Source organism: Pseudomonas sp. G34, from assembly GCF_031119625.1.
Classification (GTDB): Bacteria; Pseudomonadota; Gammaproteobacteria; order Pseudomonadales; family Pseudomonadaceae; genus Aquipseudomonas.
The window spans coordinates 548,727-574,199 of record NZ_JAVHZV010000029.1; the positions used below are offsets into that span (position 1 = coordinate 548,727).

Below are 25,473 nucleotides of genomic sequence, written 5' to 3' on the forward strand. Positions count from 1 at the left end.
ATTGGCAGACGCCCATAGGGCGCTTGCGCGATCTGCTTGCATTCGGTGCAGTCGAACGTGCAGGGCTGCATGCCCGGTAAAAGCTCAGACAGGCGAGGCGGCAAAGCATTGCACTTTTCTGCCAGTGCCCTTTTATCCAGAAATTTCCGTGCGGCAGAAACATTGCCGGCGCATTGCGTTCCCAGCTTTGAGAGGTCAGGTATCGACCTGGCCGCCACGCTTCTCCGGACAAGGAACGCACGATGAACAGCAGCCTGATACCGCCCTACATCCTCGACCGCATCATCGGCCACGGCTCCGATCGCCAGCGCGACTGCGCGCGCAATACCCTGCAGCACGTCAGCACGCTGCGGCGCAACAACGACAAGCCGCGTCTGAGCAGCCTGCAGGCTCGCCAGGTTATGGCGCCCGGGCAAGCTGAACGCAGCGTCCATGATGCCGAGCAGCAGACCCAGCTGCCCGGCCGGCTGGTACGCGCCGAGGGCCAGCCCGCTACCGGCGACGAAGCGGTCGACGAAGCCTATGAGGCACTCGGCGCCACCTACCGGTTCTTCTGGGAAGTGCTCGGCCGCCATTCCATCGACGGCAACGGCATCCCGCTGATCGGTACCGTGCATTACGGCCAGCGCTACGAGAATGCCTTCTGGAATGGCGAGCAGATGGTCTTCGGTGACGGTGATGGCGAGATCTTCAACCGCTTCACCATCGCCCTGGACGTGGTCGCCCACGAGCTGACCCATGGCGTCATCGACAGTGAGGCTGCGCTGGTTTACGCCAACCAGGCCGGTGCCCTGAACGAGTCGCTGTCGGATGTTTTCGGCATTCTCACCAAGCAATACGCGCTGCAGCAATCGGCCGCCCAGGCAGACTGGATCATCGGCGCCGGTCTGCTGAGCGACTACGTCAATGGCAAGGGCCTGCGCTCCATGGCCGAGCCCGGTAGCGCCTATGATGACCCGCTGCTGGGCAAGGACCCGCAACCAGGGCACATGCGCGACTTCGTGCAGACCCGCGAGGACAACGGCGGCGTGCACATCAACTCGGGCATTCCCAATCGCGCCTTCTATCTGGCCGCCATTGCCTTGGGCGGCAATGCCTGGGAGAAAGCCGGCCTTGTCTGGTATGACACCTTGTGCGATGAACGCCTGGCCAACGACGCCGAGTTCGTCGATTTTGCACGCCTGTGCGTGGACCGCGCCGCGCAGCGCTTCGGCCAGGGCTCGCCCGAGGTCAATGCGGTTGCCAAGGCCTGGCGCGACGTGGGGATAGAGGGTGTTCAGCCATGAACAAGCTGCCGCCATTGACTGACGAGGCGCTGGTTCGCATATCCCGCCAGGGCGGCTTTGCGGCGATTGCGGCGCTGAGCCGCCCACGGGAAATCGACTTCGCCCGCTGCGACCCGCAGCAGCGTGGCCAGGTCTGTTCGCTACTCGAAGCCTGCCTGCCGATTGCCAGTGACCAGGCCGGTCGAGGGGACCAGCGTTTCTACCGCATCGAACTGCAGACCTGTGCGCAGCGCACCCAGGAGATGGTGCTCAACGTTCCCGAGGAGCAGGCTCCTCGGGATCTGGTGACGCTTTGGGAGAAAGGCCTGTAACGCCCGCGCAGGCTAATCCTGGCGGCTGGCACGGCTCAGCTGCTGGGTAACGCCCCAGCCGTCGAGCTCACCTCCCAGGGGGATCACCACCGACTCCAGGTCCTGCGAGAAATCGCCGATGCCGGCTGGCGTGACGTGCATGACCTTGCTGACCTGCAGATACCAGTCACCTTCATCACGCTCGGTAACCAGTGCGTGCAGGCTTTCACCGCGAAAATTGCGCGTGGCCTTCAGGGCACATGCCTGATCGGGGAAAATCGCATAGAACTCGATGGGGTGAACGCTGGCGAAATCGAATCCGCCTTCCTTCATTCGACGCAAAATGCCGCTACCAACATCTTCGTGCAGAATCGTGCTCATAGTTGATCTCCATCGGACGAGGAAATTGATACGCCGCGCGAGCGGCTATCTGACTCAACATGCAACACACGGCGCACCGTGATGACGCTTGGGCCGGAGCCCTGGTACGAGCAACTGTGGCACCAGCAGGAACTGGTATGAAGAAGCGTGCCTGATTCCAGCAGCACGCTCTCAGAGAATAGACCGCCGCGCGCGCCAGGTCATCAAACTATCTTTATTTGGCAACTCGTCGGCCCGCCGCGCCAGCTGTTCGCGCCGTGTTATACCGAAACATGCAGCCACGCCCGGCCGGCGGCGCGAGGATCATCGTGCTGCCTGCGCGGGCCCTACATACGAGGTATCCCCCATGAGCACCTTGCAATGCACCTATCGCGATCACTACATCAGCGCCGAGGTCATGGAACACCCGGGCATCCCGACCCCCTGGGCAGGCGGTTGCCGCATCAGCACAGCGGACGGGCGCACCACGCGGCGCCTGCCGCTGCCGCTCAACAGCGCGTTTCTCGATGACCTGACCAAGGCCCAGCAGGCCTCGATTGCCCACGGCAAGTGGCTGGTCGATCAGTATCTGGATAAAAGCCGGGATCTTTTTGGCGAAAATGTGGCCAAAGGCCACGCAGCATGAGACTGCGACAGAAGGCCTGCATACGCAGCGGGACTTTTGCCTGATACCCCGGCATGCAAATGCCCTGATTCGACCTGTCTCATGCCTCACCGATTCGGCCGCGCCCAGGTGCGGCCGCTCCCATTCGAGACGAAGGTTGGATTTTCATGGCGAACCGTACGCTTTCAATTTCCGCTGTTGTAATGACCAGTATTCTGGCGCTGAGCGCCTGCAGCGACGCCAGCAATACCCCCGCCAAAACCGCCTCCGCCGCCCAGAGCAGCCCGCCCAAGCTGCAGGAAAAGGAGGATCTGAGCCCCTTCGCCGGCTTTGCCAGTGCCCGCTTCGGCAGCGACGAAACAGCCGTGCGCGCGGCCTGGAAGGGCTCGTTGCGTGACGGCGGCGGCTCGGACAGCTGCCGCCAGCTGTTCCAGGACCCACGCCCGGCCAAGGGCTTCGGCATCTCCTTCATGCTCGAGAACGGCCAGTTCGTGCGTTACGACATCGACAGCCGCGAGCGCAAGGCACCGCGCGGCCTGCAGGTGGGCAGCAGCGCCCAGCAGATTCGCGCCACCTACCCCGGCCGCTTCGAAGAACAGCCCAACAAGTATGTCGAAGGCGCCACGGATTTTATCGTCACGCCCTATATCGATAGCGAAGCGCGGATGGTCTTCGAAACCGATCCCGACGGCGTGGTAACGCGCTGGCGCATTGGCGTGCCGCCGGCGGTGTTCTACGTCGAAGGCTGCAGCTAAGTCGCTCCACCCATAAAAAAACCGGCGCCTGGCGCCGGTTTTTTTATTTTGCGTTTCAGGGCTGCGGTTTATCCGGCATGCCGTCCACTACCCCTGCCGTGTTATCCAGCAAGCTCTTGGTAGCGGTTTGCAGGAAGCCTTCCATACGCTTCTTCAGCGCCTCGTCCACGGGCCCTTCTAGCCGCGTGGCAGTCGGCTTCGCCCCTAGCCGATAACGATAGAACCGCGGTTCGAAGTCCTTGGGTTGCACCAGCACGTGCTCGGCAGTGACGATCGCCACGGTCTGGTCGCCGCCTGACGGCTTGATCACGCCCATGCCACCATCACCCTCAGGCAGGTTGAGCAGATCGCGCCCCCAGCACTGATGACGCACCTCGCCACCCAGGCGGCCCATGATGGTCGGCACGATGTCCACCTGGGTGCCGACGGTATGGCTGACCTTGCCGAACTTGTCCTGAATGCCCGGCGCGATCAGCAACAGCGGTACGTTGAAGCGCTGCAGGTCCATCTCGGTGACCTGATCGAAACCGCCAAAGCCATGGTCGCCCACGACCACGAACAGCGTCTGGTTGAAATACGGCTCCTTGCGCGCCTTCTCGAAGAACTGCCCCAGTGCCCAATCCGAGTAACGCATGGCGGTGCGGTGCAGGTCTTCCTTGCCGTTGATCATGACCGGCTCCACCGGCAGATCCTTCGGCAGCGCATAGGGGGTGTGGTTGGAAAGGCTCTGCAGCAGCGCATAGAACGACTTCTGCCCGTAATGGGTCTTCAGTTCCAGCGCGCCGCGGTCGAACATGTCCTGATCGGAAACACCCCAGGTCGGGTCCATGAATACCGGGTCGACGAAGTCCTCACGGCCAATGAAGTTGGTCATGCCCTGGTTGCTGAAGAAGCCGGACTGGTTGTCCCACTGGAAATTGCCGTTGTAGACGTACAGGTTGTCGTAGCCACGGGCGCCCAGCAGCTGCGGCAGGCCGGAGAACTTGTGCGCGCCTTCAGGCGTGCGCATCAGGTACTCGAAGCCCGGCAGGTTGGGAAAGCACGCCATGGTCGCGAACATGCCCTGGTGAGTGTGGGTGCCGTTGGAGAAGAAGCGGTCGAACAGCAGCCCTTCCTGGCTCAGCTTGTCGAAATACGGGGTGATATTGCCGGGCGCGCCGAGGGCGCCAACCGAATGCCCGGCGAAGCTCTCCATCAGGATCACCACCACGTTGCGGATCGGCAGGGTCTTGTCGCTTGGCGGTGTATAGACGCGGCGGATGGCGGCGCTGTCGGCATCGACCAGCTGGTCGTCCGGGGTCAGCAGCATGTCGCGGGTGATCTGCCGGGCCTGCTCGTCCTCCAGGGTCGACTGCCAGGTGTTGTCGCGGTGTGGGCCAAAGGTGGCCTGGGCGGCGGTAAACAGGGTCAGGGTACCGTTCAGGCCCAGCTGGTTGGCGAACATCGACTCGGTGGTATAGGCATCCCCCCAGCGCAGCGGCGGGCCCTGGCGCAAATGGCCGCGGGCCGCGATCACCGCGATCAGCAGGCACAGGAAGAACACCGATGCACGCCAGTACCAGGCCACCTTCGGGCGCGCCGCGCCAGTGCCAGCAATTACCTCGGCACGACTGGCGCGGTCGAAGCGACTGAACATCCACCACAGCAGCGCGGTGATGACGAACCAGGCGATCAGGTAGCGCGCCACCGGAAAACCGTTCCAGAGCATGCTCATCACGGTGGCCTGGTCTTCCTGCAGGTACTGGAACACCAGGCTGTTGAGGCGCTGGTGGAATTCCTTGTAGAAATCCAGCTCGGCCAGGCCCAGAAACAGCGTGATACTGGCGAACACGGTCAGCCACAGGCGCTGCCAGCCACGGGCCAGCATGGCGCGAGTGCTGAGCAAGGCGATCAGCAGCGGCGCGCAGGCATAGACCACCACGCGCAGATCGAAGCGCAGGCCGTTGTAGAAGGCCTCGACGAATGCGCCGCTGGGCGTGTCACCGATCAGCTCGCGGTTGTAGACCAGCAAGGCGACGCGCAGCAGCGTGTACATCACCAGCAGGGCCAGGCCGCTGTATAGGGTGAAGAGCAACTGGCTGCGTATCGGCTGGAGGGAATGGGGGGTGTTGGAAGGGCTGCCCTGAACTGCTGTAGGGGTCATGTTCGATCATCCACAAAAGACGTTTACCAGGCTGTTGAAAAACTACCTGCGTTGCCGCTGCTTCGTTAAAACCAGGCTCAAAATGCTCATTTACAACACGTAAACTCCGCTTTTTCGCCTGTTTTTGCCTCGCATCGGCGGCCTCGCCTACGTTTTTCAACGGCCTGGAACTGCAGGCTCGCCCTGTCTCGGCGAGCGGCGCCGCGGCAGTCTGAAGGGTCGAATGTGAAAAATTTGTTGCAAGGCTCTCGGCACCCGAGACGGATGCCGCGGTGCTTTGAAAGTCATTTTTCACGCTGACAAGGTGTCACCTCGGCGTTATCGTCAACGCCATGACAAGCAACCACACCCTCACCCTGCCCTACCAGGCGCCCTGGGACTGGCAACAGTTCCACGCGCATTTCCGCCTGCGCGCCATCGCCGGGCAGGAATGCCTGGGCGAGCGTGATTACTGCCGCAGCTTTCGCCTTGGCGAGATCACCGGCTGGTTTCGCGTCACCGCCCTGCCCGACGAGCACGCCCTGATGCTGCAACACAGCACCTCGGCCAGTGCCTGCCAGGCGGAACTCGTGCAGCGCGTGCGGCGCATGTTCGACCTGGATGCCGAGCCGGCGCTTATCGCGGCACATTTCGCGGCTGATCAGCATCTGGCGGCAATGCTCGCGCGCAATCCCGGCCTGCGCCTGCCCACCGCATTCGATGCCTTCGAGCAGGCCGTGCGCGCCATCGTTGGCCAGCAGGTCACGGTCAAGGCCGCGGTAACCATCACCGGCCGCCTGGTCGACAGGCTCGGCGAACCGCTGGCCGATGCCCCGGCAGGCATCGACCGCCTGTTTCCGACAGCCGAAGCCCTGGCCGCCGCCAATCTCGACGGCATCGGCATGCCCGGCAAGCGTGTGCAAACCCTGCAGCATTTCGCTGCCCAGGTTGCCAGCGGCGCACTGCGCCTGGATATCAGCCAGGGCGCGAGCGAGTTGATCGGGCGCCTGTGCGCCCTGCCCGGCATCGGCCCGTGGACGGCCGAGTACATCGCCCTGCGTGCCTTCGGCGACGCCGACGCCTTTCCCGCCAGCGACCTGGGTTTGCTCAAGGCGCCGATCTGGGGCGCTACCGGCATCAGCGCCCGGCAACTGCAGCTGCACGCCGAAGCCTGGCGGCCCTGGCGCGCCTATGCGGCGGCCCACCTTTGGCACAACTATTCGGGAGGCTGAGGATGTTCTACCGCTACCAACAAAGCCCCATCGGCCGCCTGTTCATGGTCGGCGACGAAAACGGCCTGCAGCAGCTGTTGATGGACGTGGAGCGCACGCCCTGGCTGATTGCTGATGGCTGGCAGGAGGCTGGCGCGCAGCTGGATGACGCCAGCCGCCAGCTGGACGAATACTTCGAGGGCCGCCGCCAGCGCTTCGAGCTACGCCTCAATCCGCAGGGCACGCCGTTCCAGCAAGCGGTGTGGCGGGCGCTGCAGCAGATCCCGTTCGGCAAGATCGACAGCTACAGCGCGCTGGCCCAGCGCATCGAACGGCCCAAGGCCGTGCGCGCCGTGGGCGCCGCCAATGGCGCCAACCCGATCTGCATCATCATCCCCTGCCACCGGGTGATCGGCCGCGACGGCAGCCTGACCGGCTTTGCCGGTGGCCTGCCACGCAAGCAACTGCTGCTGGAACTCGAAGGTGCCGTGCCCAGGCCGCAGGCCAGCCTGTTCGACTGAGCGGCGGCTCAGTCTTCCAGGCGCGGGAAAGCGGCGGCGATGCCATCGCCACTCGACTTGGGCTGCGCCGCGTCGGCGGCAGACAGGCGAATCGCCGCGCAGTGCGGGAACTCGCCCAGGTCGAACCAGTGACGGGTGCCGGCCGGCACACTGATCAGCGCATTGCGCTCGCCGAACAGCACGTACACGTAATCATCGACATGCAGGCTCAACAGCCCCTGCCCGGCCAGGAACAGGTACAGCTGCGCGCCGTCGGCTACCTGCTCCTGCGGCGCCGGAGCCGGTTTCTCGCCCTCTTTTGGCCAGCGCCGCTGATCGACACTGATCACCTCGACCTGGCTCAGGTCATGGTCACGCTTGAGCTGCGCTAAGATGTCGGCCAACGCGGTGAGGATTTCCTGCTCGGCGGCTCCGGCCTGCAGCCGGCTGTCCAGCGGCAACTCGCGAAACGCGATGCCGACCGCTGCCAGCGTGCTGGTGATGTCTTCCGCATGGCCCAGCACCTTGTTGGGGATCTGCGGGCTGGATTGGTGATGAACGCTCAGGCGACTCATGGGAAATTCCTGTTCGGTATCGGCCACCTTGCGGCAACCGGAGGGTCATGTCGGCTCGGCCGTGCGTCGAACCATGATAACGGCTGCCAGCAGCGCAGACAGCCCTGCCAGGGCGAATGTCCATTGCGGGCCAAGGCCGTTCCAGCTGTAGCCGGCGTACAGAGCACCCAGGGCGCCGCCAATACCGGCCAGCGAGGCATACAGTGCCTGGCCCTGGCCTTGCTGGCGCGCACCGAAACTGCGCTGCACGAAGGCGATGGACGCGGCGTGAAAACTACCGAAGGTGGCGGCATGCAGCACCTGGGCGAACAGCAGCACGCTCAGGTGATCGGCGAAAAAGCCCATCAACAGCCAACGCACCGCCGCGATGACGAAACTGGCCACCAGCACCTGCCGCAGGCTGAAATGCCTGAGCAGCCGCGCCATGGCCATGAACACCAGCACCTCGGCCACTACGCCGAGCGCCCAGAGCATGCCGATCAATCCGCGGCTGTAGCCGAGTTGTTCCAGATGGATGCTCAGGAAGGTGTAGTACGGCCCGTGGGACAGCTGCATCAGCGCCACGCACAGGTAGAAGGCCAGCACGCCGGGCTGCTTGAGCTGCCTCAGGAAACCGCCCTGGTTAGCCGACTGCGACGAGGCCAGCGGCTGGGCATCCGGCACCCAGAAGCTGCTCAGGGCAATGCCGGTGATGATCAGCAGCAGCGCCCAGGGATAGATATCCAGGCTGAGCAGATCGAACGCCTTGCCGAGGCCGACCACGCTGAGAATGAAACCGATCGAACCCCACAGGCGAATCTGCGCGTAACGCGCCGACCGTTCACGCAGGTGCGCCAGGGTAATGACCTCGAACTGGGGCAGCACCGCGTGCCAGAAGAACGCGTGCAGAGCCATCACCAGGGCCAGCCAGGCATAGCTCTGGCTGACGAAGATCAGGCTCAGGCTAAGCAGCGTACAGACGGCGCCCAGGCGCACGATCAACAGGCGCCTACCGCTGTAATCGCCCAGCCAGCCCCACAGGTTCGGCGCGATGCAGCGCATCAGCATGGGAATGGCCACCAGCTCGCCGATGCGTGCCGGTGAAAAGCCCAAGTGGGCGAAATACAGGCCCAGGAATGGCGCTGTGGCGCCGAGCAGCGCGAAGTAGAACAGGTAGAACCCGGACAGGCGCCAGTACGGGACTGCCGGCGTCAATCCTGAACATCCTTGCTGGCGAAGAACTGCCGGATCAGCGCACTGCTTGCACCCGGTTCACGCAGGGTGACCAGCGTACCGTTGTCATCCACGGTGAAATGCCCCTTGAAGGCCTCCGGCATGGCGTCGTACTGGCGGTTGACCTGCTCGAGGGTGTCGCGCAGGCAGGCGTAGCCATAACGCTCGAGCAGATAGGGCAACGCATTACGCCCCCTGAGCAGCTCGTACTCCTGATAGTTGTAGGGCGTGGACTGCTGCCTGTTCGCCAAGGTCTGGCGAAAGCCCTCGAGCAATCGCTGCAGCTGCTTCTCTTCAGCGCGCCGCGCCAGGCCGCGAAGGGCATAGACCTTCATGTCCAGGTAGCGCTCCTTGCGATAGGCCTGGGCGAAAAACTCATCGAGCGCCTGGAAATCGAGGTCATACAGCAGCCTGAGTATCTGCTTGCGCACGTCGAGCTGCTTGCTGCTGGTGTAGAGCGCCACGAGGTACCCAGCGCCCTGCTCGTCGACCTGGGCCGGCTCCAGCGCGAACAGCGCCTCGCGAACGTCCGCGAGGCGCTTGCCGGCAACGCTGCGTAGCACCTCGGGAAATTCGCTCATTGCGCCCTCGCCTGGCAGCATGCCGGCACGCTCGCTCAACGCTGCGGCAGTACCGGCGTAGTCACCCGCACATCGGCGTTCTGCCCGCGGTGGCGCAGCAGGTGATCCATCAGCACGATGGCCATCATCGCTTCGGCGATCGGCGTGGCGCGGATGCCGACGCAAGGGTCGTGGCGACCCTTGGTGATCACGTCCGCCGGGTTGCCATCGACATCGATGGAGCGCCCCGGCGTGGTGATGCTGGAGGTCGGTTTGAGCGCCAGATGAGCGACGATCGGCTGGCCGCTGGAAATGCCACCGAGAATGCCGCCGGCATGGTTGGACACGAAGCCGGCAGGCGTCAGCTCGTCGCGGTGCTCGGTGCCGCGCTGGGCCACCGAAGCGAAGCCATCACCGATTTCCACGCCCTTGACCGCGTTGATGCTCATCAGCGCATGGGCCAGCTCGGCGTCCAGGCGGTCGAAGATCGGCTCGCCCAGGCCCGGCATCACCCCTTCGGCGACCACGGTGATCTTCGCGCCGACCGAATCCTGGTCGCGGCGAAGCTGATCCATGTACGCCTCCAGCTCCGGCACCTTGTCCGGATCGGGGCTGAAGAAGGCGTTCTCCTCCACCGAATCCCAGGTCTTGAAGGGGATTTCGATGGGGCCCAGCTGGCTCATGTAGCCGCGGACGACGATACCCTGGCTGGCCAGGTACTTCTTGGCGATGGCGCCGGCCGCCACGCGCATGGCGGTTTCCCGGGCCGAGCTGCGGCCGCCGCCACGGTAGTCGCGAACGCCGTATTTATGGTGGTAGGTGTAGTCGGCATGGGCCGGGCGGAACAGGTCCTTGATCGCCGAGTAGTCCTTGGACTTCTGGTCGGTATTGCGGATCAACAGGCCAATGGCACAACCGGTGGTCTTGCCCTCGAACACCCCGGAGAGGATTTCCACCTCGTCGGCTTCCTGGCGCTGGGTGGTGTGACGGCTGGTGCCGGGCTTGCGGCGATCCAGGTCACGCTGCAGGTCGTCCAGGGCGATCTCCAGGCCGGGCGGGCAGCCGTCGACGATGGCGACCAGCGCCGGGCCATGGCTCTCGCCTGCCGTAGTGACGGTGAACAGCTTGCCGAAGGTATTGCCGGACATTGCGCGAGACTCCAGAGACGTTCGATCTGCAACCTGCGGCGAAAAGGCAGGCCCATAGAGAAAGCCGCTGAGTATACTCCCAGCCAAGCGCCGAGATCACCCGCGTGCGAACCTTTGGCCAATTGCCAGCGTCCAACAGAGCCCATCACAGACCCGTCACCATCATGCTGCGAGCCTTGCTTTTGACCCTCTCTCTCTTCACTGGCCTGGTTCAGGCTGCCCCCATCCTGCGTGAACCGGTCAGCCTGGATACCGGCCAGGGTGTGCTGGAAGGCTCGCTGGTTCTGCCCCAGCGCAACGAGCCGGTTCCGGTGGTGCTGCTGGTGGCTGGGTCCGGGCCGACCGACCGCAACGGCAACAACCCGGGCGGCGGGCATAACGACGCCCACCGCAAACTGGCCCAGGCACTGGCCCAGCAAGGCATCGCCAGCGTGCGTTACGACAAGCGCGGTATCGCCGCCAGCTTTGCCGCCACACCACACGAAAGCGACCTGAGCGTGGAGCGCTACGTGGCCGACGTGGTGGCCTGGGTGCAGCAATTGCGCGGGGACAAGCGCTTCAGCCAGATCATTCTGGTCGGCCACAGCGAAGGCGCGCTGATCGCCACCCTGGCAGCCAACGGCTCGGGCGCCGATGCCCTGGTGTCGATCGCCGGCAGTGCGCGGCCTATCGATCAACTGCTGCGCGAGCAACTGCGCAACCGCCTGCCGCCGCGCCTGCGTGGCGAGGCCGAGGCGCTGCTCGAAGCCCTGCATGAAGGCCGCCAGGTGGCGCAGGTGTCGGATGAGCTGACCGTGCTGTTTCGCACCAGCGTACAGCCCTACCTGATTTCCCTGTTCCGCCAGGATCCGGCGGCGGCCTTTGCCCAGGTGAAAGCCCCGGCGCTGATCCTGCAGGGCGATCACGACATCCAGGTCAGCGTGCGCGACGCCGAGGCGCTGCAGGCTGCCAACCCGCGAGCCGAGCTGCAGATCGTCAGCGGCATGAACCACGTGCTGCGCATCGTGCCGCTGGACATGGAGGCGCAGCTGGCGTCCTATAACAACCCGGATCTGCCCCTGGCCCGCGCCCTGACCACAGGCCTGGCGCGCTTTATCAAAGGGCTGCCGGCTACAGAGACCGCCAAGGCGGCCGATAACCCCTAGACCCCATCCATGACCTGCTGCGACGCCGCTGGCTGCCTGTCGGGATGGTGACGCTGTCCACTCCGCCCTGTCGCTGCAGGGCGGCTTCTCGAGGAACGCCAGATGACCGACAGCGACACCAGCGCGGTGGTCGCGCAACAAGGTGAACAGCCCGCGCCATCCCATCCCTGGGCCAATCTGGGCCCGGAGCATTTTCGCCTGCTGCGCCTGTCGCCCCTGCCTGTCGACCGCCACACTGGCGCGCGGCCCCTGCGTTTCCTGCAGTTCGGCCGCGTGGAGCGGCACAGCAAGGAGCAGAGCCTGCTGCGCCTGAGCCTGCAACTGCCCGGGCAGAAACTGCGCAAGGAACAGAACGTGCTGGAGCTGTGGCTCGACCACCGCACCAAGGAAGCGCGCTTCGGTCCCGACAGTGGCCTGAGCGTGGAGCCGCAGAACCGCGGGCTTGGCCGTTTTCTGCTGGCCCAGGCGGCGGCCTGGGCCAAGCAGCACTGCGCCCATTACAGCCTGGAAAGCGGCCCACTGCCCAGCCGCGACGCGCTCAACGACGAAGCCCGCGCGCGCCGTGATCACTGCCTCAAAGCCCAGGGCTTCAGCGTCGACTACCAGGAGAATCAGCTCAAGGCGCAGTACGCTGCCTCGCGGCTCAGTGCCCTGCACAGTGACTGGAACGCCGAAAAAGTGCAGTTCATCGAGCAGCTGGATGCCGCGCAGATGCTGCAGTTGGCCGACCAGAACCTGCAGGAGCAGGATGCGCAGTTACGCAAACAACGTGAGCGTCTGGAGCAGTTCAAGCGCGAGGATGGCGGCCTGCGCTTCACCATCGCCTGCCTGGTGGCCTTCTGTCTGTTCCAGGCCGGCCTGCTGATCTGGATCGCGACCCACTAAGCGCCTCTTCACGACCTCTTTTTTGACTGCAAAGTGGCGGAAGCGGCCGGTGAGCCTGTCGTAGGGTGGACGACGCCTCATCCGTCCACCGCTCTGCGATCGCAATGGTGGATGAAAAGAGCGTCATCCACCCTACGTCTGCTTCTGCCTTATTGCAGCCAGTTTATGCACCTAAAAAGATCGTGAACAGGCTCTAAACCATCACCACGTCGCCGTTGCTGCCAACAACGAAAAAGGCCGTAGCTCCTGCAAGCCACGGCCTTTCGTTTTCCAGTTAAGCCTGCCGATCAGACGCGGAAGTGGCTGACCATCTGTTGCAGCTGGCTGCCCAGGCGCGCCAGCTCGACGCTGGAGGCGGCGGTTTCCTCGCTGGCGGCAGCGGTCTGCTCGGAGATGTCGCGCACGTTGATCACGCTGCGGCTGATCTCCTCGGCCACCGCACTCTGCTGCTCGGCAGCGGCGGCGATCTGCTGGTTCATCGACTGGATGTTGGACACCGTGCGGGTGATGCTTTCCAGCGAACCACCGGCCTTGCGCGTCAGCTCGACGCTGCTGTCGGTCAGTTCGCGGCTGCTGTGCATGATGTTGGCCACCTGCTGGGTACCATGCTGCAGACCGGCGACCAGCTCCTCGATCTCCTCGGTGGATTTCTGCGTGCGCTGGGCCAGGCCACGCACTTCGTCGGCGACCACGGCGAAACCACGACCGGCCTCGCCAGCGCGCGCGGCTTCGATGGCGGCGTTGAGGGCCAGCAGGTTGGTCTGCTCGGCCACCGCCTTGATCACGTCCATCACGCTGCCGATCTTGTTGCTCTCCTGCTGCAGATGGCTCATTGCTTCGGTGGAACGGGTCACTTCGGCAGCCAGGCGTTCGATCTGCGCGATGGCCTCGCCGACCACCCGGTCGCCGTCGTTGGCTTCACGGTCGGCGTCGGCAGCAGCGCGCGAGGCGTCGGCGGCGTTGCGCGCGACTTCCTGTACGGTGGCGGACATCTCGTGCATGGCGGTGGCCACCTGATCGGTTTCCACCTTCTGGCTGTTGACCCCGGCGCTGGTCTGCTCGGTAACGGCCGACAGCTCCTCGGCGGCGCTGGCGATCTGGGTGACGCCGTCGCGGATGCCACCGATCAGTTCACGCAGGGTGCTGCCCATGCGCTGAATGCCCTGTTGCAGCACGCCCATCTCGTCGCGGCGGGTGACCTGCAGGGTCTGGCTCAGGTCGCCACCGGCGATGCGCTCGACGGCCACCAGGGTTTCCTGCAGCGGACGGGTGATCTGGCGGGTGATCAGCCAGGCGGCCAGGATACCGACCAGCAGCGCGATCAATGTGGTGCTCAGCTGCAGCGTGCGGGCCGATGCGGTTTCGCTGTCGCGGCGTTCCATCTGGATGGCGGTCAGCTCCTTGCTGATACGCACGATCTCGTAACCTTCCTCGGTGAGCTCCTTGCGCGCCACGGCGATGGTCTCGGTGGCAGCCTTGAAGGCCATGACCGCAGCACGGTAATTATCCAGCCCAGTGGTGACCAGATTGACCCGCTGACTATGGTCGGCCGCGAACATCTGCCGGAACGCTTGCAGCTCCTGGATGGTCTTGTCGATCTGCGCCATAGCGGTACGTTCAGCCTCGGCCGTCGGCGTGTTGGTATAACCGCGCACGTTGTAGCGCACCAATTGCCAGTTTTCCTTGGCCTTGGTGATGGCCTGAAACTGGGCTGCACGGTCCTCCTCATAAGGAGGCAGCGCCATGACTGCAGCGCTGATCTCTTCCATGGCCTGGCCGGCGGCAACAGCATGATGAGTCATTTCCTGACGCGCTTGGTTGGCGGCGCGGTAGCCGCTGCGCATCTTGTTCAACGACGCCTGATAGGCATCGATCTGCACGCCCTGCTCTTGCAGCAGGCGCACGTTTGCCGGGCTCTTGAACGACGACAGTACCTCGCCGTGCTGGGCCTTGAAGCCGTCGAGGGACTTCTGCACGGTTTCGGCGATTTGCTCGTCGCCGTTGGCCAGCATGTATTGCAGGCGAGTAACGCGCAGATCGGTCAGCGTGTCGTTCAGACGCGCGATGTCGGCCGTCCAGTCGCTGCGTTGAATGAGGCTGCCCAGGCTGGTCCAGCCGGTCAGGGCGAGTACACAGGTAAGGGCGAGCACGAGGCCGAAGCCCAAGGCAAGTTTCAAGGTGACACTGATGTTCGAAAACCAGCTGTTCATATAATAATTCTCCAATGTGTAACCGAGTTCAGGCAGCTGGAAAATTATTATTGGACCGAGCTGTTTTTTGAGCGGCACGCATTCTATCGGCCAGATCGCAAATAACTAGAGGCGAATGAATCGTTTCAGTCGGTCGGTGCCGGTGCAGGCGAGCGGTTGCCGTTTGCAGTAGGAGACAAAGCAAGATTGTTCAACGATATAGCGCGAAAGAAAGACGATCCGTCAGTATTCCGGCTACTTCAGGGGTGACGATCTGTCGCACGGCCAGTCAGGCCAATCGCCACACCGCGCCGTCCAGGGCGCCGTAGATGGCCCGTTTGATCGACCCCTCGATCGCCATGCCACCGGTGAATTCGCCAAAGGCCGGCAGCAGGGTCACCGCCGGCTCGATGCTGAAGCATGGCATGCGCAGCCGGTCCCGCCCGCGCCCACGCAGCACGAAGACCGGATGCAGGTGCCCGGCCAACACATGCCGGCCCGGGCAATCCAGCACTTCGTGACACAGCGCGAACGGCCCCATTGGCCAGGGCTCGCCCACCACCTCGATACCCAACTCGGCAGGCGGATCGCCCGCGCTGCGATCATGGTTGCCACGCACCAGCAAAATCTGCAGGTCGGCATGGCGAGCTCGCCAGGCCTGCAAGGCGGCCAGGGTGCTGCCGCTGCGGGCCGGCCTGGCGTGCAGGAAGTCGCCAAGAAAGATCAGCTGGCGGGTGGGATAGTCGTGCAGCAGCTGGTCGAGGCGTTGCAGGTTGCGCGCCGTGGTGCCCTGGGGAACCGGCTGGCCGAGCAGCCGGTAGGTGGCGGCCTTGCCGAAGTGCGCATCGGCGATCAGCAGCGCCTGCCTGGCCGGCCAGTACAGGGCCTTGTCGGCCAGCAGCCACAGGGTTTCTCCGGCAATGTCCACCGCCAAGTGAGGTGCGCTCATGGCGACCCGGCCTTGCGCCTCGGCCGACCATCCTTGCGCTTGCGCTCGCCACGGCGGATCGGTGGTTCGACTTCCACCAGCGGTGCGCCCGGCACCTGCGGCCCGGGCCCGGCGGCGCGCTCCAGTTCGCCGAGCATACGGGCGATGCGGTCGGCGAGTTTTTCCGAGCTGAGGCGCTCGCGGAAGCGCTCCACCATCAATGGAAAAGCCAGCGGCGTGGCGCGGCGCAAGGCATGCAGGTTGAGGCGTGCGGCGCGCATGTCGGCCAGGGTATGGCGCAGCAGCTGCACATCCAGTTCCTGGCTGAGCACTTCGTCATGGGCCTGGGTGAGCAACAGGTTGCCCGGGTCATATTGGCGAAACACGTCGAAGAACAGGCCACTGGAGGCCTGCACCTGGCGCAAGCTCTTGCCGGCGCCAGGATAACCGCCGAACACCAGGCCGGCGATCCGCGCGATCTCGCGGAAACGCCGCTGCGCCAGCTCCCCGGCATTCAGGCTGGCGAGCACGTCGTGCAGCAGCTGGTGATCACTGAACAGCTCATCATCGAGCAGCTGCGCCCAGTCCACCTCGCTGGGGCACAACAGTTCCAGGCCGTAATCGTTGACGGCGATGGAAAAACTCAGCGGCTGCCGTTGCCCGAGCCGCCAGGCCAACAGGCTGGCCAGCCCCAGGTGCACGTTACGGCCAGCGAAGGGGTACAGAAACAGGTGCCAGCCTTCGCGCGAATGCAGGGTCTCGGCCAGCAAGGTGCCGGGCGCCGGCAATGCCGACCAGTTGGCCTGCACCTCGAGCAGCGGCTGCAACAGGCGCATCTCCGGCCCCTCGAAGCGGCCCTGGGCGGCTTCGCCAAAACGCGCCACCAGCGCTTCGGCCAGTGCGCTGGAAAGTGGCATGCGCCCGCCGTTCCAGCGGGGCACGCTGCCTTTGCTGGCATTGCTGCGTTTGACGTAGGCGGTCATGTTCTCGACCCGCACCAGCTCCAGTGGCCGGCCGCCAAACAGGAATATGTCGCCGGGACGCAGGCGGGCGATAAAGCCCTCTTCGACGCTGCCCAGCGAACCGCCACCGCCGCCCTTGCTCCACCATTTCACGGTCAGGCTGGCATCGCTGACGATGGTGCCCACGCTCATCCGATGGCGACGCGCCAGGCGCGCACTGGGCACCCGCCACACGCCCTCTTCGTCCGGCTCCACGCGCTGATAATCCGGGTAGGCACTCAGCGACTCGCCGCCCTGGCGCACGAAGGCCAGTGCCCAGCGCCACTGCGCCTCATCGAGGTCACGGTAGGCCCAGGTGCTGCGTATCTCGCGCAGCAGCTCGTCAGGCCGGAAGCCCCCGCCCAGGGCCATGCTGACCAGGTGCTGAACCAGTACGTCGAGGGGCTGATGGGGGGACTGACGCGCCTCGATGCGCCCGGCCGCTACCGCATCCTGCAGGGCCGCGGCTTCGAGCAATTCCAGCGCGTGGGTCGGCACCAGGGTGGCCCTGGAAGTACGCCCCGGCGCGTGCCCGGAGCGCCCGGCGCGCTGCAACAGGCGGGCAACGCCCTTGGCCGAGCCGATCTGCAGCACGCGCTCGACCGGCAGGAAGTCGACCCCCAGATCCAGGCTGGAGGTGCACACCACCGCCTTGAGCTTGCCCTGCTTGAGCCCGCTTTCGACCCAGTCACGCACCTCGCGGGCCAGGGAGCCATGGTGCAGGGCGATCAACCCGGCCCAGTCCGGGCGCGCCGTGAGCAATGCCTGGTACCAGAGTTCCGATTGCGAGCGGGTGTTGGTGAACACCAGGCTGACGCTGCTGTTGTCCAGCTCCTCGACCACCTGGGGCAGCAAGCGCAAGCCCAGGTGACCCGCCCAGGGAAAGCGCTCCACCGCCGGCGGCAGCAGGGTATCGATGCGCGGCTTACCGCCCTGCTCGCCGCGCACCAGGCGCCCGCTGCCGTCGGGCAGCAACACCTGCAGGGCGTGAGGCTGATTGCCCAGCGTCGCCGACAGGCCCCAGACGATCAGTTGCGGATGCCACTGGCGCAGCCGCGCCAGGGCCAGCTGCAACTGCACCCCGCGCTTGTTGCCGAGCAATTCGTGCCACTCGTCCACCACCAGCATGCCGACGTGGGCGAACTGCGCTTTGGCGTCAGCGCCGGTCAGCAGCAGGGTCAGGCTTTCGGGGGTGGTCACCAGGGCCGTGGGCAGGCGCCGCGACTGGCGCTGACGCTCCGCGCTGCCGGTGTCGCCGGTGCGCATGCCCACCGTCCAGGGCAGCTCCAGGCCATCGACCGGCGCCTGCAGGGCACGTTGCGTGTCGGCTGCCAGGGCGCGCATCGGGGTGATCCACAATACCGTCAGAGGTGCCGCTGTCGGCGCTCGTTTGCTGCCTGCGGCTTTTCTTGGCGTGGCCTTGCCAGCGAAACGATTGAGCGCGGCCAGCCACACCGCGTAGGTTTTACCGGCGCCAGTGGAGGCATGCAGCAAGCCGCTGTGCCCATCGGCGACCGCCTGCCAGACCTCCTTCTGGAAATCGAAGGCTTTCCAGCCGTTGCGCCTGAGCCAGCCAGCCGCCAGGTTCATGGCAACAGTTCCTGCAGCAACTCCAGGGTATCGGCCTCCTCCACGCCTTTGTCGTGGCGCCAGCGCAGCATGCGCGGAAAGCGCACGGCAATGCCGCTCTTGTGCCTCGGCGAGCGGGCGATGCCTTCGAAGCCCAACTCGAACACCAGGCTCGGCGTCACGCTGCGTACCGGGCCGAATTTCTCCATCGTGGTCTTGCGCACGATGGCATCCACCTTGCGCATCTCCTCGTCGGTCAGCCCCGAGTAGGCCTTGGCAAAGGGCACCAGGCGCCGCTCGGGGTCGCCTGGCGCCCCGTCCCACACGGCAAAGGTGTAATCGCTGTACAGGCTGGCGCGGCGGCCATGGCCGCGCTGGGCGTAGATCAACACCGCATCGACGCTGAGCGGGTCGATCTTCCACTTCCACCAGACGCCGACGTCCTTGCTGCGCCCGACGCCATAGGCCGCCTCGCGGCCCTTGAGCATCATGCCCTCGACACCCAGCGAGCGTGAGGCCTCGCGCTGTTGGGCCAGGGCCTGCCAGCTGTCGCCGTGCAGCAGCGGCGACGGCATCAGCCGCGGGCTGGCGCAGCTGGCCACCACCTGCTCCATCTGCGCGCGGCGTTGCTGTTGCGGGCGGCTGCGCCAGTCCTCGCCCTGCCACTCCAGCAGGTCGTAGGCGAGCACCGCCACCGGCACCTCTTCGAGCAGCTTGCGGCTCAGGGTCTTGCGGCCGATACGTTGCTGCAACAGGGCAAACGGCTGGATACCGAACTGCTCGAGCTGGGCCTTGACCTGATCGTTGAGGCGCTCCGCCGGCTCATCGGCAGCCTGGGCCATCAACTCACCCTGTTGGGCGGTCGCCTCGGGCGCATGTCGCCAGACCACCAGTTCGCCGTCGATCACCGTGCCGTCCGGCAACAGCGAGGCCAGTTCCTGCAACTCGGGAAAACGCTCGCTGATCAGCTCCTCGCCCCGCGACCAGACCCACAGCTGGCCGTCGCGCTTGACCATCTGGGCGCGAATGCCGTCCCACTTCCATTCGATCAACCAGTCGCCGGGCGAGCCCAGGCTGGCGGCGAATTCCTCCAGCGGGCGCTGCAGCGGGTGAGCGAGAAAGAACGGGTACGGCTGGCCGCCACGTTGAGCGTGCTCGTCATCCGATTCGGCGGCGATCAGCCGTTCATAGGCGGCTGCCGTGGGCCGGTTCGACAGGTCGGTATAGCCGACCAGCCGCTGGGCGACACGCTTGGCATCGACCTCGGCCACTGCAGCCAACGCGCGGGTCACCAGCAGTTTGGAAACACCCACGCGAAAGGCCCCGGTGATCAGCTTGATGCTGACCATCAACGATTGCCGGTCGAGCTGCGCCCACAGCGCATCGAGGCGCATCGCCAGTTCATCGGGCGGCAACCCGCGCAGCGGCAGCAGCTTCTCCTCGACCCACACGGCCAGGCCGTCCTGAGACGTCGAAGTGGCCTCGGGCAACAGCAATGCGATGGTCTCCGCCAGGTCGCCGACTGCCGAGTAGCTTTCCTCGAACAGCCAGTCCGGCAGCCCGGCCCGTTGCATGGCCAGCTCGCGCAACTGCCGGGACGGCACCAACTGGCGCGGCCGGCCGCCGGCGAGAAAGTACACCGCCCAGGCCGCATCGGCCGGCTCGGCATCGCGAAGATAATCCTGCAGGGCAGCCAGCTTGGCATTGCTCGAGGTGGTGGCGTCGAGGCGCGCATACAGCTGCGCGAAGGCGATCACGTGGAAGGCTCCGCCGCGGCATCGTCTTCCTCGCCGTATTCGGTATCGAAGGCCTGGGCATCCAGGCCCTGCTCGCGCAGGTGGCGCACCAGGATGTTCACCGAGCCATGGGTGACCATCACCCGCTCGGCACCGGTCTGCTCGATGGCCCACAGCAACCCCGGCCAGTCGGCGTGATCGGAAAGCACGAAGCCGCGATCCACACCGCGGCGCCGACGGGTGCCGCGCAGCAGCATCCAGCCGCTGGCGAAGGCATCGCTGTAATCGCCAAAGCGCTTTATCCAGCTGCTGCCTCCGGCCGATGGCGGCGCCAGCACCAACGCCTGGCGCAGCAGCGGATCGCCCTTGGGCACATCGCCGGCGTAGCGCGTTGGCGGCAGGTAGACGCCGGCATCGCGGTACACCTGGTGCAGTGGCTCCATGGAGCCGTGGCCGAGAATCGGCCCGATGCTTTCATCGATGCCATGCAGGATGCGCTGCGCCTTGCCGAAGGCGTAGCAGAACAGCACGCTGGCCCGCCCGGCCTGGTGGTTCTGCCGCCACCAGTCGTTGATGCCGGCGAAGATCTGCGCCTGGGGCTGCCAGCGGTAGATCGGCAAGCCAAAGGTCGATTCGGTAATGAAGGTATGGCAGCGCACTGGCTCGAACGGCGCACAGGTGCCATCCGGCTCGACCTTGTAGTCGCCCGAGGCCACCCAGACTTCGCCGCGGTACTCCAGGCGTACCTGGGCCGAGCCCAGCACATGCCCGGCGGGGTGAAAACTCAGGGTCACGCCGTGGTGGTCGATGGTCTCGCCGTAGGCCAGGGTCTGCAGGTTGATGTCGCGCCCCAGGCGCGTACGCAGGATGCCCTCGCCCGGCGCCGCGGCCAGGTAATGGGCGCTGCCAGTGCGAGCATGGTCGCCATGGCCGTGGGTAATGACGGCGCGCTCGACGGGGCGCCAGGGGTCGATATAGAAATCTCCGGGAGGACAGTACAGGCCTTCGGGCCGTGCAATCACCAGATCCAAGCAGGCGACCTCCGGAATTGGAAATGAGGGGGGTGTAGCGAGTGGTTCGGGAGCTGAGCCACCGTCAGCGGCTTGAGCCGCCAACGGTGGCGCCTGCATCAGCGATGCAGGCGCTGGCTCATATGTAGCCCAGTAACAGCAGCACCAGCACGATGACCAGCACCAGTCCCAGGCCGCCGGTAGGCCCGTAGCCCCAGCTGCGGCTGTGCGGCCATGCCGGGATGGCACCAATCAGCATCAGGATCAGAATGATCAGCAGTATGGTTCCCAAGCCCATGGCTATCTCCTTGCTTGTCTGTCGGCGGCCACCGGTTAGCGGCGCGCCTGGCATCGGAAGCCTGGGTAAGGCGTTCCGTTCGGATGCAGGGCATGGCGCTGCGGCGAAGCCAGCGTCTGGCAGAGCGCTCGTCGCAGCGCCATGCCCTACCTCTGTTACGACTTGGCAGGGAAACGGAAAGTGCAAACTTTAAATGGCCGGGCCAGCTGAGCCCGGCAAACACCACGCAATGGCGAGCCGGGCTATTCGCCCAGGGCGAAGCGTGCGGCCCGTTCGATCAGTTCGTCATCGGGGCGCACGCCGGTGTACAGCACGAATTGCTCGACGGCCTGCAGCACGATCACTTCGCCGCCAGTGATCACCGGCTTGCCCAGCGAGCGGGCCAGGCGAATCAGCGGGGTTTCCACCGGCACGGCGACCACGTCGAATACCCAGCGCGCGGCAGCGACCGCCTTCTCGTCGAAGGCCAGCTGGTCGGCCTCGGCGCCGCGCATGCCCAGGGGCGTGACGTTGACCAGCAACTCGGCCGGCTCGTCGCCCAGCGCCTCGCGCCATTGCACGCCGCACTGCTCGGCCAGCGCCCTGCCCGCTATTGGGTTACGGGCAACGATGCAGCCACTGGCAAAGCCACTGTCACGCAGCGCGCAGGCCACTGCCTTGGCCATGCCGCCGCTGCCGCGCAAGGCATAGCGGGTATCGTTGGGTACGCCGTGCTTGCCGAGCAGACTCACCACCGCGCTGTAATCGGTGTTGTAGCCGGTCAGGCGGCCATTGTCGGCGACGATGGTATTGACAGATTGCAGCGTCGCCGCCGACTCGTGCAGGCCATCGAGGTGCTCGATGCAGGCTTCCTTGAATGGCATCGACACCGCACAGCCGCGCACGCCAAGGGCGCGGATACCGCCAATGGCGGCTGGCAGGTCGCTGGTGGTGAAGGCCTTGTACAGGTAATCCAGTTCCAGCTCGCGGTACAGGTAGTTCTGGAAGCGCGTGCCGAAATTACCCGGCCGCCCGGACAGCGACATGCACAGGCGAGTGTCTTTGCTGATGCGCAGGGTCATTGGCGAACCTCGGAAATGACGACGCCGGTTCGACAGAGGCATCGAGCCGGCGACAGGGATGTTCAGGACAGGCCCGCACCGGGATGCAGGCCGCCACTCAGTCCAGCAGGGCGAGCGCGTCGGCGCTGGCCTGGCGTACGGCGTCCCAGCCTTTGCTGCTGTCGAGCATCCAGCTGCCACCCACGCACATCACGTTGGGCAATGCCATGTAACGCTGCACGTTGGCCGGGCCGACGCCACCAGTCGGGCAGAAACGGATATCGCCAAACGGGCCGCCCAGCGCCTTGAGCGCAGCGGTGCCGCCACAGACTTCCGCCGGGAACAGCTTGAAGCGGCGATAGCCCAGGGCGTAGCCAACCATGATCTCCGAGGCGCTGGCGACGCCCGGCAACATCGGCACCGGGCTTTCCAGCGCTGCACGTAACAGGTCGTCGGTGGAGCCGGGGCTGACGATGAACTGCGCGCCGGCCTCTTCCACCGCTGCCAGCATATGGCGGTCGAGCACCGTGCCGGCACCTACGCACAGGTGCGGACGCTCTTCACGCAGGCGGCGGATGGCGGTCAACCCGTGGGGCGAACGCAAGGTGATTTCCAGCACCTGCAGGCCGCCGGCATCCAGGGCGTCGGCCAGCGGCAGGATGTCTTCCTCACGGGCGATGGTGATCACCGGCATGATCCGCGCACGGGCGCAAAGCGCGTCAATGCTTTCGATCTTTTCCGCCATGGTCGGGGCTGGGCGGCTGATGGCTTGTGTCATGTTGTCATTCCTATGGCCTAGGGGCACCAGTAAATTTCCAGCGGCGCGTCGATAAACGCGCTGATCGGCATGCTTCGTTGATCTTGCTGCTGCATCGCCTGCGCCAGCACCTCGAGCTTGCCCTGCCCTTCGATCGACAGAATTTGCAGGCGCGCGGCCTTGAGCACTGGCAGGGTCAGGGTCAAACGCTGATGAGGCACGCTCGGCGCCAGCATTGGCAGGCAGCGCCGCGAACCGTCGCGGTCCATGGCTTCATCCAGATTGGGGCTATTGGGGAACAGCGAGGCGGTATGACCGTCGGTGCCCATGCCGAGGATCAGCACGTCGATACCCGGTAAATCAGCCAGTGCCTGCTCGCTCAGCTTGGCGGCCTCCTCGAGGCTCCCGGCGCTGTGGTACAGCCCCAGCAAGCGGGCTTCGGCAGCCGGCCCCTGCAACAGGTGGCGGCGCACCAGCGCCTCGTTGCTGTCTTCGTGGCTGACCGGCACCCAGCGTTCGTCGGCCAGGCTCACCAGCACCTTGGCCCAAGGCAAGGGCTGCTGCGAAAGCGCCTTGAAAAAGGCAATCGGGCTGCGCCCACCGGAGACCACCAGGGTGGCCTGGCCATGGCTGTCGATGGCAGCGCGCAGCGCACCGGCCACGTTCTCGGCCAGGGCCTGGGCCAGGTGCTGCGAATTATCGTGGCTGCGGGCGACGACGCCCACGGGAAAATCGAGGTCAGAGATCGCCATACCAGGCCCTCCCGTCGCGAGTGATCAGGGCGATGGAACTCATCGGCCCCCAGGTGCCGGCGACATACGGCTTGGGTGGGTCGCCGAGTTTCTTCCAGCCGTCGATCAGCTGATCGCACCACTGCCAGGCGTGCTCGATTTCATCCTTGCGCACGAACAGGTTCTGGTTGCCGCGCATCACTTCCAGCAGCAGCCGCTCGTAGGCATCGGGAATCCGCGCGCTCTTGTAGGCGGTGGAGAAGTTCAGCTGCAGCGGGCCGCTGCGCAGCTGCATGCCCTTGTCCAGGCCCTGATCCTTGGTCATCACCTGCAGGGAAATGCTCTCGTCCGGCTGCAGGCGGATGATCAGCTTGTTGCCGATCAACTGGCGCTGCTCCGGCGCGAAGATGTAGTGCGGTGGTTCCTTGAAGTGGATGACGATCTGCGACAGCTTCTGCGCCATGCGCTTGCCGGTACGCAGGTAGAACGGCACGCCCGCCCAGCGCCAGTTGCGGATGTCGGCGCGCAGGGCGACGAAGGTTTCGGTGTCGCTCTGGGCGTTGGAATTCTCTTCTTCCAGATAACCCGGCACCGGCTTGCCATCGCTGGTGCCGGCCACGTACTGGCCGCGCACCACATGGCGCGACAGCTGCTCGGCGGTCATCGGCTCCAGGGCCTTGAGCACCTTGACCTTCTCGTCACGGATGGCATCGGCCGAGAGGTCGCCGGGCGGATCCATGGCGATCAGGCAGAGCAGCTGCAGCAGGTGGTTCTGGATCATGTCGCGCAGCTGGCCGGCCTTGTCGAAATAGCCCCAGCGGCCTTCGATACCGACCTTCTCCGCCACGGTGATTTCCACGTGGGTGATGTGGTTCTGGTTCCACTGGGTCTCGAACAGGCTGTTGGCGAAACGCAAGGCGATGAGGTTCTGCACCGTTTCCTTGCCCAGGTAATGGTCGATCCGATAGACCTGGGTTTCCGGGAAATAGGCTGCCACGGCATCGTTGACCGCACGGGAGGACGCCAGGTCATGGCCAATGGGTTTTTCCAGCACCACCCGGGTGTTCTCGGCCAGGCCGACTGCCGCGAGGTTGGCGCAGATGCCGCCATACACCGAGGCGGGCGTGGCGAAATAGGCGATCAGCTGGCGGCCGCTACCGACCGCTTCGGCCAGTTGCGGGTAGTTGTCCGGCGGCAGAAATTCCATGCTCAGGTAGCGCATCCGCGCCTGGAAGCGCTGCATCACCGCTTCGTCCAGCTCGGGCGCCGGCAGGTAACGGCGCAGGTGGGCATCGATGGTGCTCAGGTGCGCAGCAGGATCACCGCCCTCGCGCGCCAGGGCGAGCAGCTGGGTATCCTCGTGCAGCAGCCCGGCGCGGTCGAGCTGGTAGAGGGCGGGAAACAGCTTGCGCAATGCCAGGTCGCCCAGGGCGCCGAACAGAGCGAGGGTACAAGGCTCAACTGGAATCATCGACATGATCTTTGTTCTTCTAAAGTTGCCCTATTGATAGCGGGTAATCGGTCATTTCGCAACCGTAAA

24 protein-coding genes and 1 pseudogene are annotated in these 25,473 nt (G+C 65.1%); 8 read left to right on the plus strand and 17 right to left on the minus strand.

Features of this window, described 5'->3' with window-relative positions; all coding sequences use genetic code 11:
* Nucleotides 1-242: 242 nt before the first annotated feature.
* Nucleotides 243-1,286 (plus strand): M4 family metallopeptidase, encoded by a 1,044-nt coding sequence (locus QYS36_RS20960; RefSeq protein ID WP_308841284.1) that lies wholly within the window; start codon nt 243-245, stop codon nt 1,284-1,286.
* Nucleotides 1,283-1,597, plus strand: coding sequence for a protealysin inhibitor emfourin (locus QYS36_RS20965; RefSeq protein WP_308841285.1), 315 nt, complete (start codon nt 1,283-1,285; stop codon nt 1,595-1,597). Before QYS36_RS20960 ends, QYS36_RS20965 begins: the two co-directional genes overlap by 4 nt.
* A 12-nt stretch (nt 1,598-1,609) precedes the next feature.
* Here the strand turns inward: QYS36_RS20965 and QYS36_RS20970 are convergent, their stop codons facing one another.
* The gene (locus QYS36_RS20970) at nt 1,610-1,957 is read right to left on the minus strand and encodes a ribonuclease E inhibitor RraB (RefSeq protein ID WP_308841286.1); all 348 of its coding nucleotides are present in this window, start codon (nt 1,955-1,957) and stop codon (nt 1,610-1,612) included.
* Nucleotides 1,958-2,303: 346 nt separating this feature from the next.
* On the opposite strand from QYS36_RS20970, the gene QYS36_RS20975 reads away from it, so the two are divergent.
* Nucleotides 2,304-2,582, plus strand: coding sequence for a hypothetical protein (locus QYS36_RS20975; RefSeq protein ID WP_308841287.1), 279 nt, complete (start codon nt 2,304-2,306; stop codon nt 2,580-2,582).
* A gap of 182 nt (nt 2,583-2,764) precedes the next feature.
* A complete protein-coding gene (locus QYS36_RS20980) occupies nt 2,765-3,316 on the plus strand; it encodes a hypothetical protein (protein ID WP_308841288.1) in 552 nt (183 codons plus the stop codon).
* A gap of 55 nt (nt 3,317-3,371) precedes the next feature.
* Here the strand turns inward: QYS36_RS20980 and QYS36_RS20985 are convergent, their stop codons facing one another.
* Complete coding sequence (locus QYS36_RS20985; RefSeq protein WP_308841289.1) at nt 3,372-5,459, minus strand: LTA synthase family protein; 2,088 nt, start codon at nt 5,457-5,459, stop codon at nt 3,372-3,374.
* A 332-nt stretch (nt 5,460-5,791) separates the two neighbouring features.
* Between QYS36_RS20985 and QYS36_RS20990 the strand changes: the two genes are divergently transcribed.
* Together QYS36_RS20990 and QYS36_RS20995 are read left to right on the plus strand one after the other, a co-directional pair.
* Entirely contained in the window at nt 5,792-6,670 is an 879-nt protein-coding gene (locus QYS36_RS20990) for a DNA-3-methyladenine glycosylase (protein ID WP_308841290.1), read from the plus strand.
* A gap of 2 nt (nt 6,671-6,672) precedes the next feature.
* Entirely contained in the window at nt 6,673-7,170 is a 498-nt protein-coding gene (locus QYS36_RS20995; RefSeq protein ID WP_308841291.1) for a methylated-DNA--[protein]-cysteine S-methyltransferase, read from the plus strand.
* Nucleotides 7,171-7,178: 8 nt separating this feature from the next.
* Here the strand turns inward: QYS36_RS20995 and QYS36_RS21000 are convergent, their stop codons facing one another.
* The 4 genes from QYS36_RS21000 to aroC are packed head-to-tail and all read right to left on the minus strand — an operon-like array spanning nt 7,179 to nt 10,644.
* The gene (locus QYS36_RS21000) at nt 7,179-7,724 is read right to left on the minus strand and encodes an acireductone dioxygenase (protein ID WP_308841292.1); all 546 of its coding nucleotides are present in this window, start codon (nt 7,722-7,724) and stop codon (nt 7,179-7,181) included.
* 45 nt (nt 7,725-7,769) lie between these two features.
* Nucleotides 7,770-8,918: an MFS transporter gene (locus tag QYS36_RS21005; RefSeq protein ID WP_308841293.1), complete on the minus strand. Its 1,149-nt coding sequence runs from the start codon at nt 8,916-8,918 to the stop codon at nt 7,770-7,772.
* Complete coding sequence (locus tag QYS36_RS21010) at nt 8,915-9,517, minus strand: hypothetical protein (RefSeq protein ID WP_308841294.1); 603 nt, start codon at nt 9,515-9,517, stop codon at nt 8,915-8,917. Before QYS36_RS21010 ends, QYS36_RS21005 begins: the two co-directional genes overlap by 4 nt.
* A gap of 35 nt (nt 9,518-9,552) precedes the next feature.
* Complete coding sequence (gene aroC / locus QYS36_RS21015) at nt 9,553-10,644, minus strand: chorismate synthase (protein ID WP_308841295.1); 1,092 nt, start codon at nt 10,642-10,644, stop codon at nt 9,553-9,555.
* A 164-nt stretch (nt 10,645-10,808) separates the two neighbouring features.
* Here aroC and QYS36_RS21020 point away from each other — a divergent pair, with 164 nt between their 5' ends.
* Entirely contained in the window at nt 10,809-11,789 is a 981-nt protein-coding gene (locus tag QYS36_RS21020) for an alpha/beta fold hydrolase (protein ID WP_308841296.1), read from the plus strand.
* Nucleotides 11,790-11,891: 102 nt separating this feature from the next.
* Nucleotides 11,892-12,674 carry a hypothetical protein gene (locus QYS36_RS21025; protein WP_308841297.1) on the plus strand — a complete coding sequence of 261 codons (783 nt, stop codon included), beginning with the start codon at nt 11,892-11,894 and terminating at the stop codon, nt 12,672-12,674.
* Nucleotides 12,675-12,961: 287 nt separating this feature from the next.
* Here the strand turns inward: QYS36_RS21025 and QYS36_RS24090 are convergent, their stop codons facing one another.
* From QYS36_RS24090 to zwf, 11 genes and pseudogenes are all read right to left on the minus strand, one after another.
* The gene (locus QYS36_RS24090; RefSeq protein ID WP_374990485.1) at nt 12,962-13,855 is read right to left on the minus strand and encodes a methyl-accepting chemotaxis protein; all 894 of its coding nucleotides are present in this window, start codon (nt 13,853-13,855) and stop codon (nt 12,962-12,964) included.
* Between the two features lie 9 nt (nt 13,856-13,864).
* Nucleotides 13,865-14,797 (minus strand): annotated as a pseudogene (locus QYS36_RS24095) (methyl-accepting chemotaxis protein); the annotation flags it as partial.
* A 355-nt stretch (nt 14,798-15,152) separates the two neighbouring features.
* On the minus strand, nt 15,153-15,812 hold the full coding sequence (pdeM, locus tag QYS36_RS21035) for a ligase-associated DNA damage response endonuclease PdeM (protein WP_308841299.1): 660 nt from the start codon (nt 15,810-15,812) through the stop codon (nt 15,153-15,155).
* On the minus strand, nt 15,809-18,382 hold the full coding sequence (locus QYS36_RS21040) for a ligase-associated DNA damage response DEXH box helicase (protein ID WP_308841300.1): 2,574 nt from the start codon (nt 18,380-18,382) through the stop codon (nt 15,809-15,811). Before QYS36_RS21040 ends, pdeM begins: the two co-directional genes overlap by 4 nt.
* Nucleotides 18,379-20,118 carry an ATP-dependent DNA ligase gene (locus QYS36_RS21045; protein ID WP_308841301.1) on the minus strand — a complete coding sequence of 580 codons (1,740 nt, stop codon included), beginning with the start codon at nt 20,116-20,118 and terminating at the stop codon, nt 18,379-18,381. The genes QYS36_RS21040 and QYS36_RS21045 overlap by 4 nt, the downstream gene beginning before the upstream one ends.
* Nucleotides 20,115-21,128, minus strand: a complete 1,014-nt coding sequence (locus tag QYS36_RS21050; RefSeq protein ID WP_308841302.1) for a ligase-associated DNA damage response exonuclease — start codon at nt 21,126-21,128, stop codon at nt 20,115-20,117. Before QYS36_RS21050 ends, QYS36_RS21045 begins: the two co-directional genes overlap by 4 nt.
* A 118-nt stretch (nt 21,129-21,246) precedes the next feature.
* Nucleotides 21,247-21,405, minus strand: coding sequence for a DUF3309 family protein (locus tag QYS36_RS21055; RefSeq protein ID WP_004373322.1), 159 nt, complete (start codon nt 21,403-21,405; stop codon nt 21,247-21,249).
* A gap of 242 nt (nt 21,406-21,647) precedes the next feature.
* Nucleotides 21,648-22,466 (minus strand): shikimate 5-dehydrogenase, encoded by an 819-nt coding sequence (locus QYS36_RS21060; protein WP_308841303.1) that lies wholly within the window; start codon nt 22,464-22,466, stop codon nt 21,648-21,650.
* A 97-nt stretch (nt 22,467-22,563) separates the two neighbouring features.
* Complete coding sequence (locus tag QYS36_RS21065) at nt 22,564-23,223, minus strand: bifunctional 4-hydroxy-2-oxoglutarate aldolase/2-dehydro-3-deoxy-phosphogluconate aldolase (protein ID WP_308841304.1); 660 nt, start codon at nt 23,221-23,223, stop codon at nt 22,564-22,566.
* A gap of 17 nt (nt 23,224-23,240) precedes the next feature.
* Entirely contained in the window at nt 23,241-23,954 is a 714-nt protein-coding gene (pgl, locus tag QYS36_RS21070) for a 6-phosphogluconolactonase (protein WP_308841305.1), read from the minus strand.
* The gene (zwf, locus tag QYS36_RS21075) at nt 23,941-25,410 is read right to left on the minus strand and encodes a glucose-6-phosphate dehydrogenase (protein WP_308841306.1); all 1,470 of its coding nucleotides are present in this window, start codon (nt 25,408-25,410) and stop codon (nt 23,941-23,943) included. Before zwf ends, pgl begins: the two co-directional genes overlap by 14 nt.
* Between the last annotated feature and the right edge of the window lie 63 nt (nt 25,411-25,473).

What these genes read in the sequence shown, in the direction of transcription:
- QYS36_RS21020 (WP_308841296.1), top strand. Translation starts at nt 10,809, where the DNA reads ATGCTGCGAGCCTTGCTTTTGACCCTCTCTCTCTTCACTGGCCTGGTT.
- QYS36_RS21040 (WP_308841300.1), bottom strand. Translation starts at nt 18,382, where the DNA reads ATGAACCTGGCGGCTGGCTGGCTCAGGCGCAACGGCTGGAAAGCCTTC.
- QYS36_RS20965 (WP_308841285.1), top strand. Translation starts at nt 1,283, where the DNA reads ATGAACAAGCTGCCGCCATTGACTGACGAGGCGCTGGTTCGCATATCC.
- QYS36_RS24090 (WP_374990485.1), bottom strand. Translation starts at nt 13,855, where the DNA reads ATGGGCGTGCTGCAACAGGGCATTCAGCGCATGGGCAGCACCCTGCGT.
- QYS36_RS20985 (WP_308841289.1), bottom strand. Translation starts at nt 5,459, where the DNA reads ATGACCCCTACAGCAGTTCAGGGCAGCCCTTCCAACACCCCCCATTCC.
- QYS36_RS21010 (WP_308841294.1), bottom strand. Translation starts at nt 9,517, where the DNA reads ATGAGCGAATTTCCCGAGGTGCTACGCAGCGTTGCCGGCAAGCGCCTC.
- QYS36_RS20990 (WP_308841290.1), top strand. Translation starts at nt 5,792, where the DNA reads ATGACAAGCAACCACACCCTCACCCTGCCCTACCAGGCGCCCTGGGAC.
- pgl (WP_308841305.1), bottom strand. Translation starts at nt 23,954, where the DNA reads ATGGCGATCTCTGACCTCGATTTTCCCGTGGGCGTCGTCGCCCGCAGC.
- pdeM (WP_308841299.1), bottom strand. Translation starts at nt 15,812, where the DNA reads ATGAGCGCACCTCACTTGGCGGTGGACATTGCCGGAGAAACCCTGTGG.
- aroC (WP_308841295.1), bottom strand. Translation starts at nt 10,644, where the DNA reads ATGTCCGGCAATACCTTCGGCAAGCTGTTCACCGTCACTACGGCAGGC.
- QYS36_RS20995 (WP_308841291.1), top strand. Translation starts at nt 6,673, where the DNA reads ATGTTCTACCGCTACCAACAAAGCCCCATCGGCCGCCTGTTCATGGTC.
- QYS36_RS21060 (WP_308841303.1), bottom strand. Translation starts at nt 22,466, where the DNA reads ATGACCCTGCGCATCAGCAAAGACACTCGCCTGTGCATGTCGCTGTCC.
- QYS36_RS21065 (WP_308841304.1), bottom strand. Translation starts at nt 23,223, where the DNA reads ATGACACAAGCCATCAGCCGCCCAGCCCCGACCATGGCGGAAAAGATC.
- QYS36_RS20975 (WP_308841287.1), top strand. Translation starts at nt 2,304, where the DNA reads ATGAGCACCTTGCAATGCACCTATCGCGATCACTACATCAGCGCCGAG.
- QYS36_RS21055 (WP_004373322.1), bottom strand. Translation starts at nt 21,405, where the DNA reads ATGGGCTTGGGAACCATACTGCTGATCATTCTGATCCTGATGCTGATT.
- QYS36_RS20980 (WP_308841288.1), top strand. Translation starts at nt 2,765, where the DNA reads ATGACCAGTATTCTGGCGCTGAGCGCCTGCAGCGACGCCAGCAATACC.
- QYS36_RS21000 (WP_308841292.1), bottom strand. Translation starts at nt 7,724, where the DNA reads ATGAGTCGCCTGAGCGTTCATCACCAATCCAGCCCGCAGATCCCCAAC.
- QYS36_RS21025 (WP_308841297.1), top strand. Translation starts at nt 11,892, where the DNA reads ATGACCGACAGCGACACCAGCGCGGTGGTCGCGCAACAAGGTGAACAG.
- QYS36_RS20960 (WP_308841284.1), top strand. Translation starts at nt 243, where the DNA reads ATGAACAGCAGCCTGATACCGCCCTACATCCTCGACCGCATCATCGGC.
- QYS36_RS20970 (WP_308841286.1), bottom strand. Translation starts at nt 1,957, where the DNA reads ATGAGCACGATTCTGCACGAAGATGTTGGTAGCGGCATTTTGCGTCGA.
- zwf (WP_308841306.1), bottom strand. Translation starts at nt 25,410, where the DNA reads ATGTCGATGATTCCAGTTGAGCCTTGTACCCTCGCTCTGTTCGGCGCC.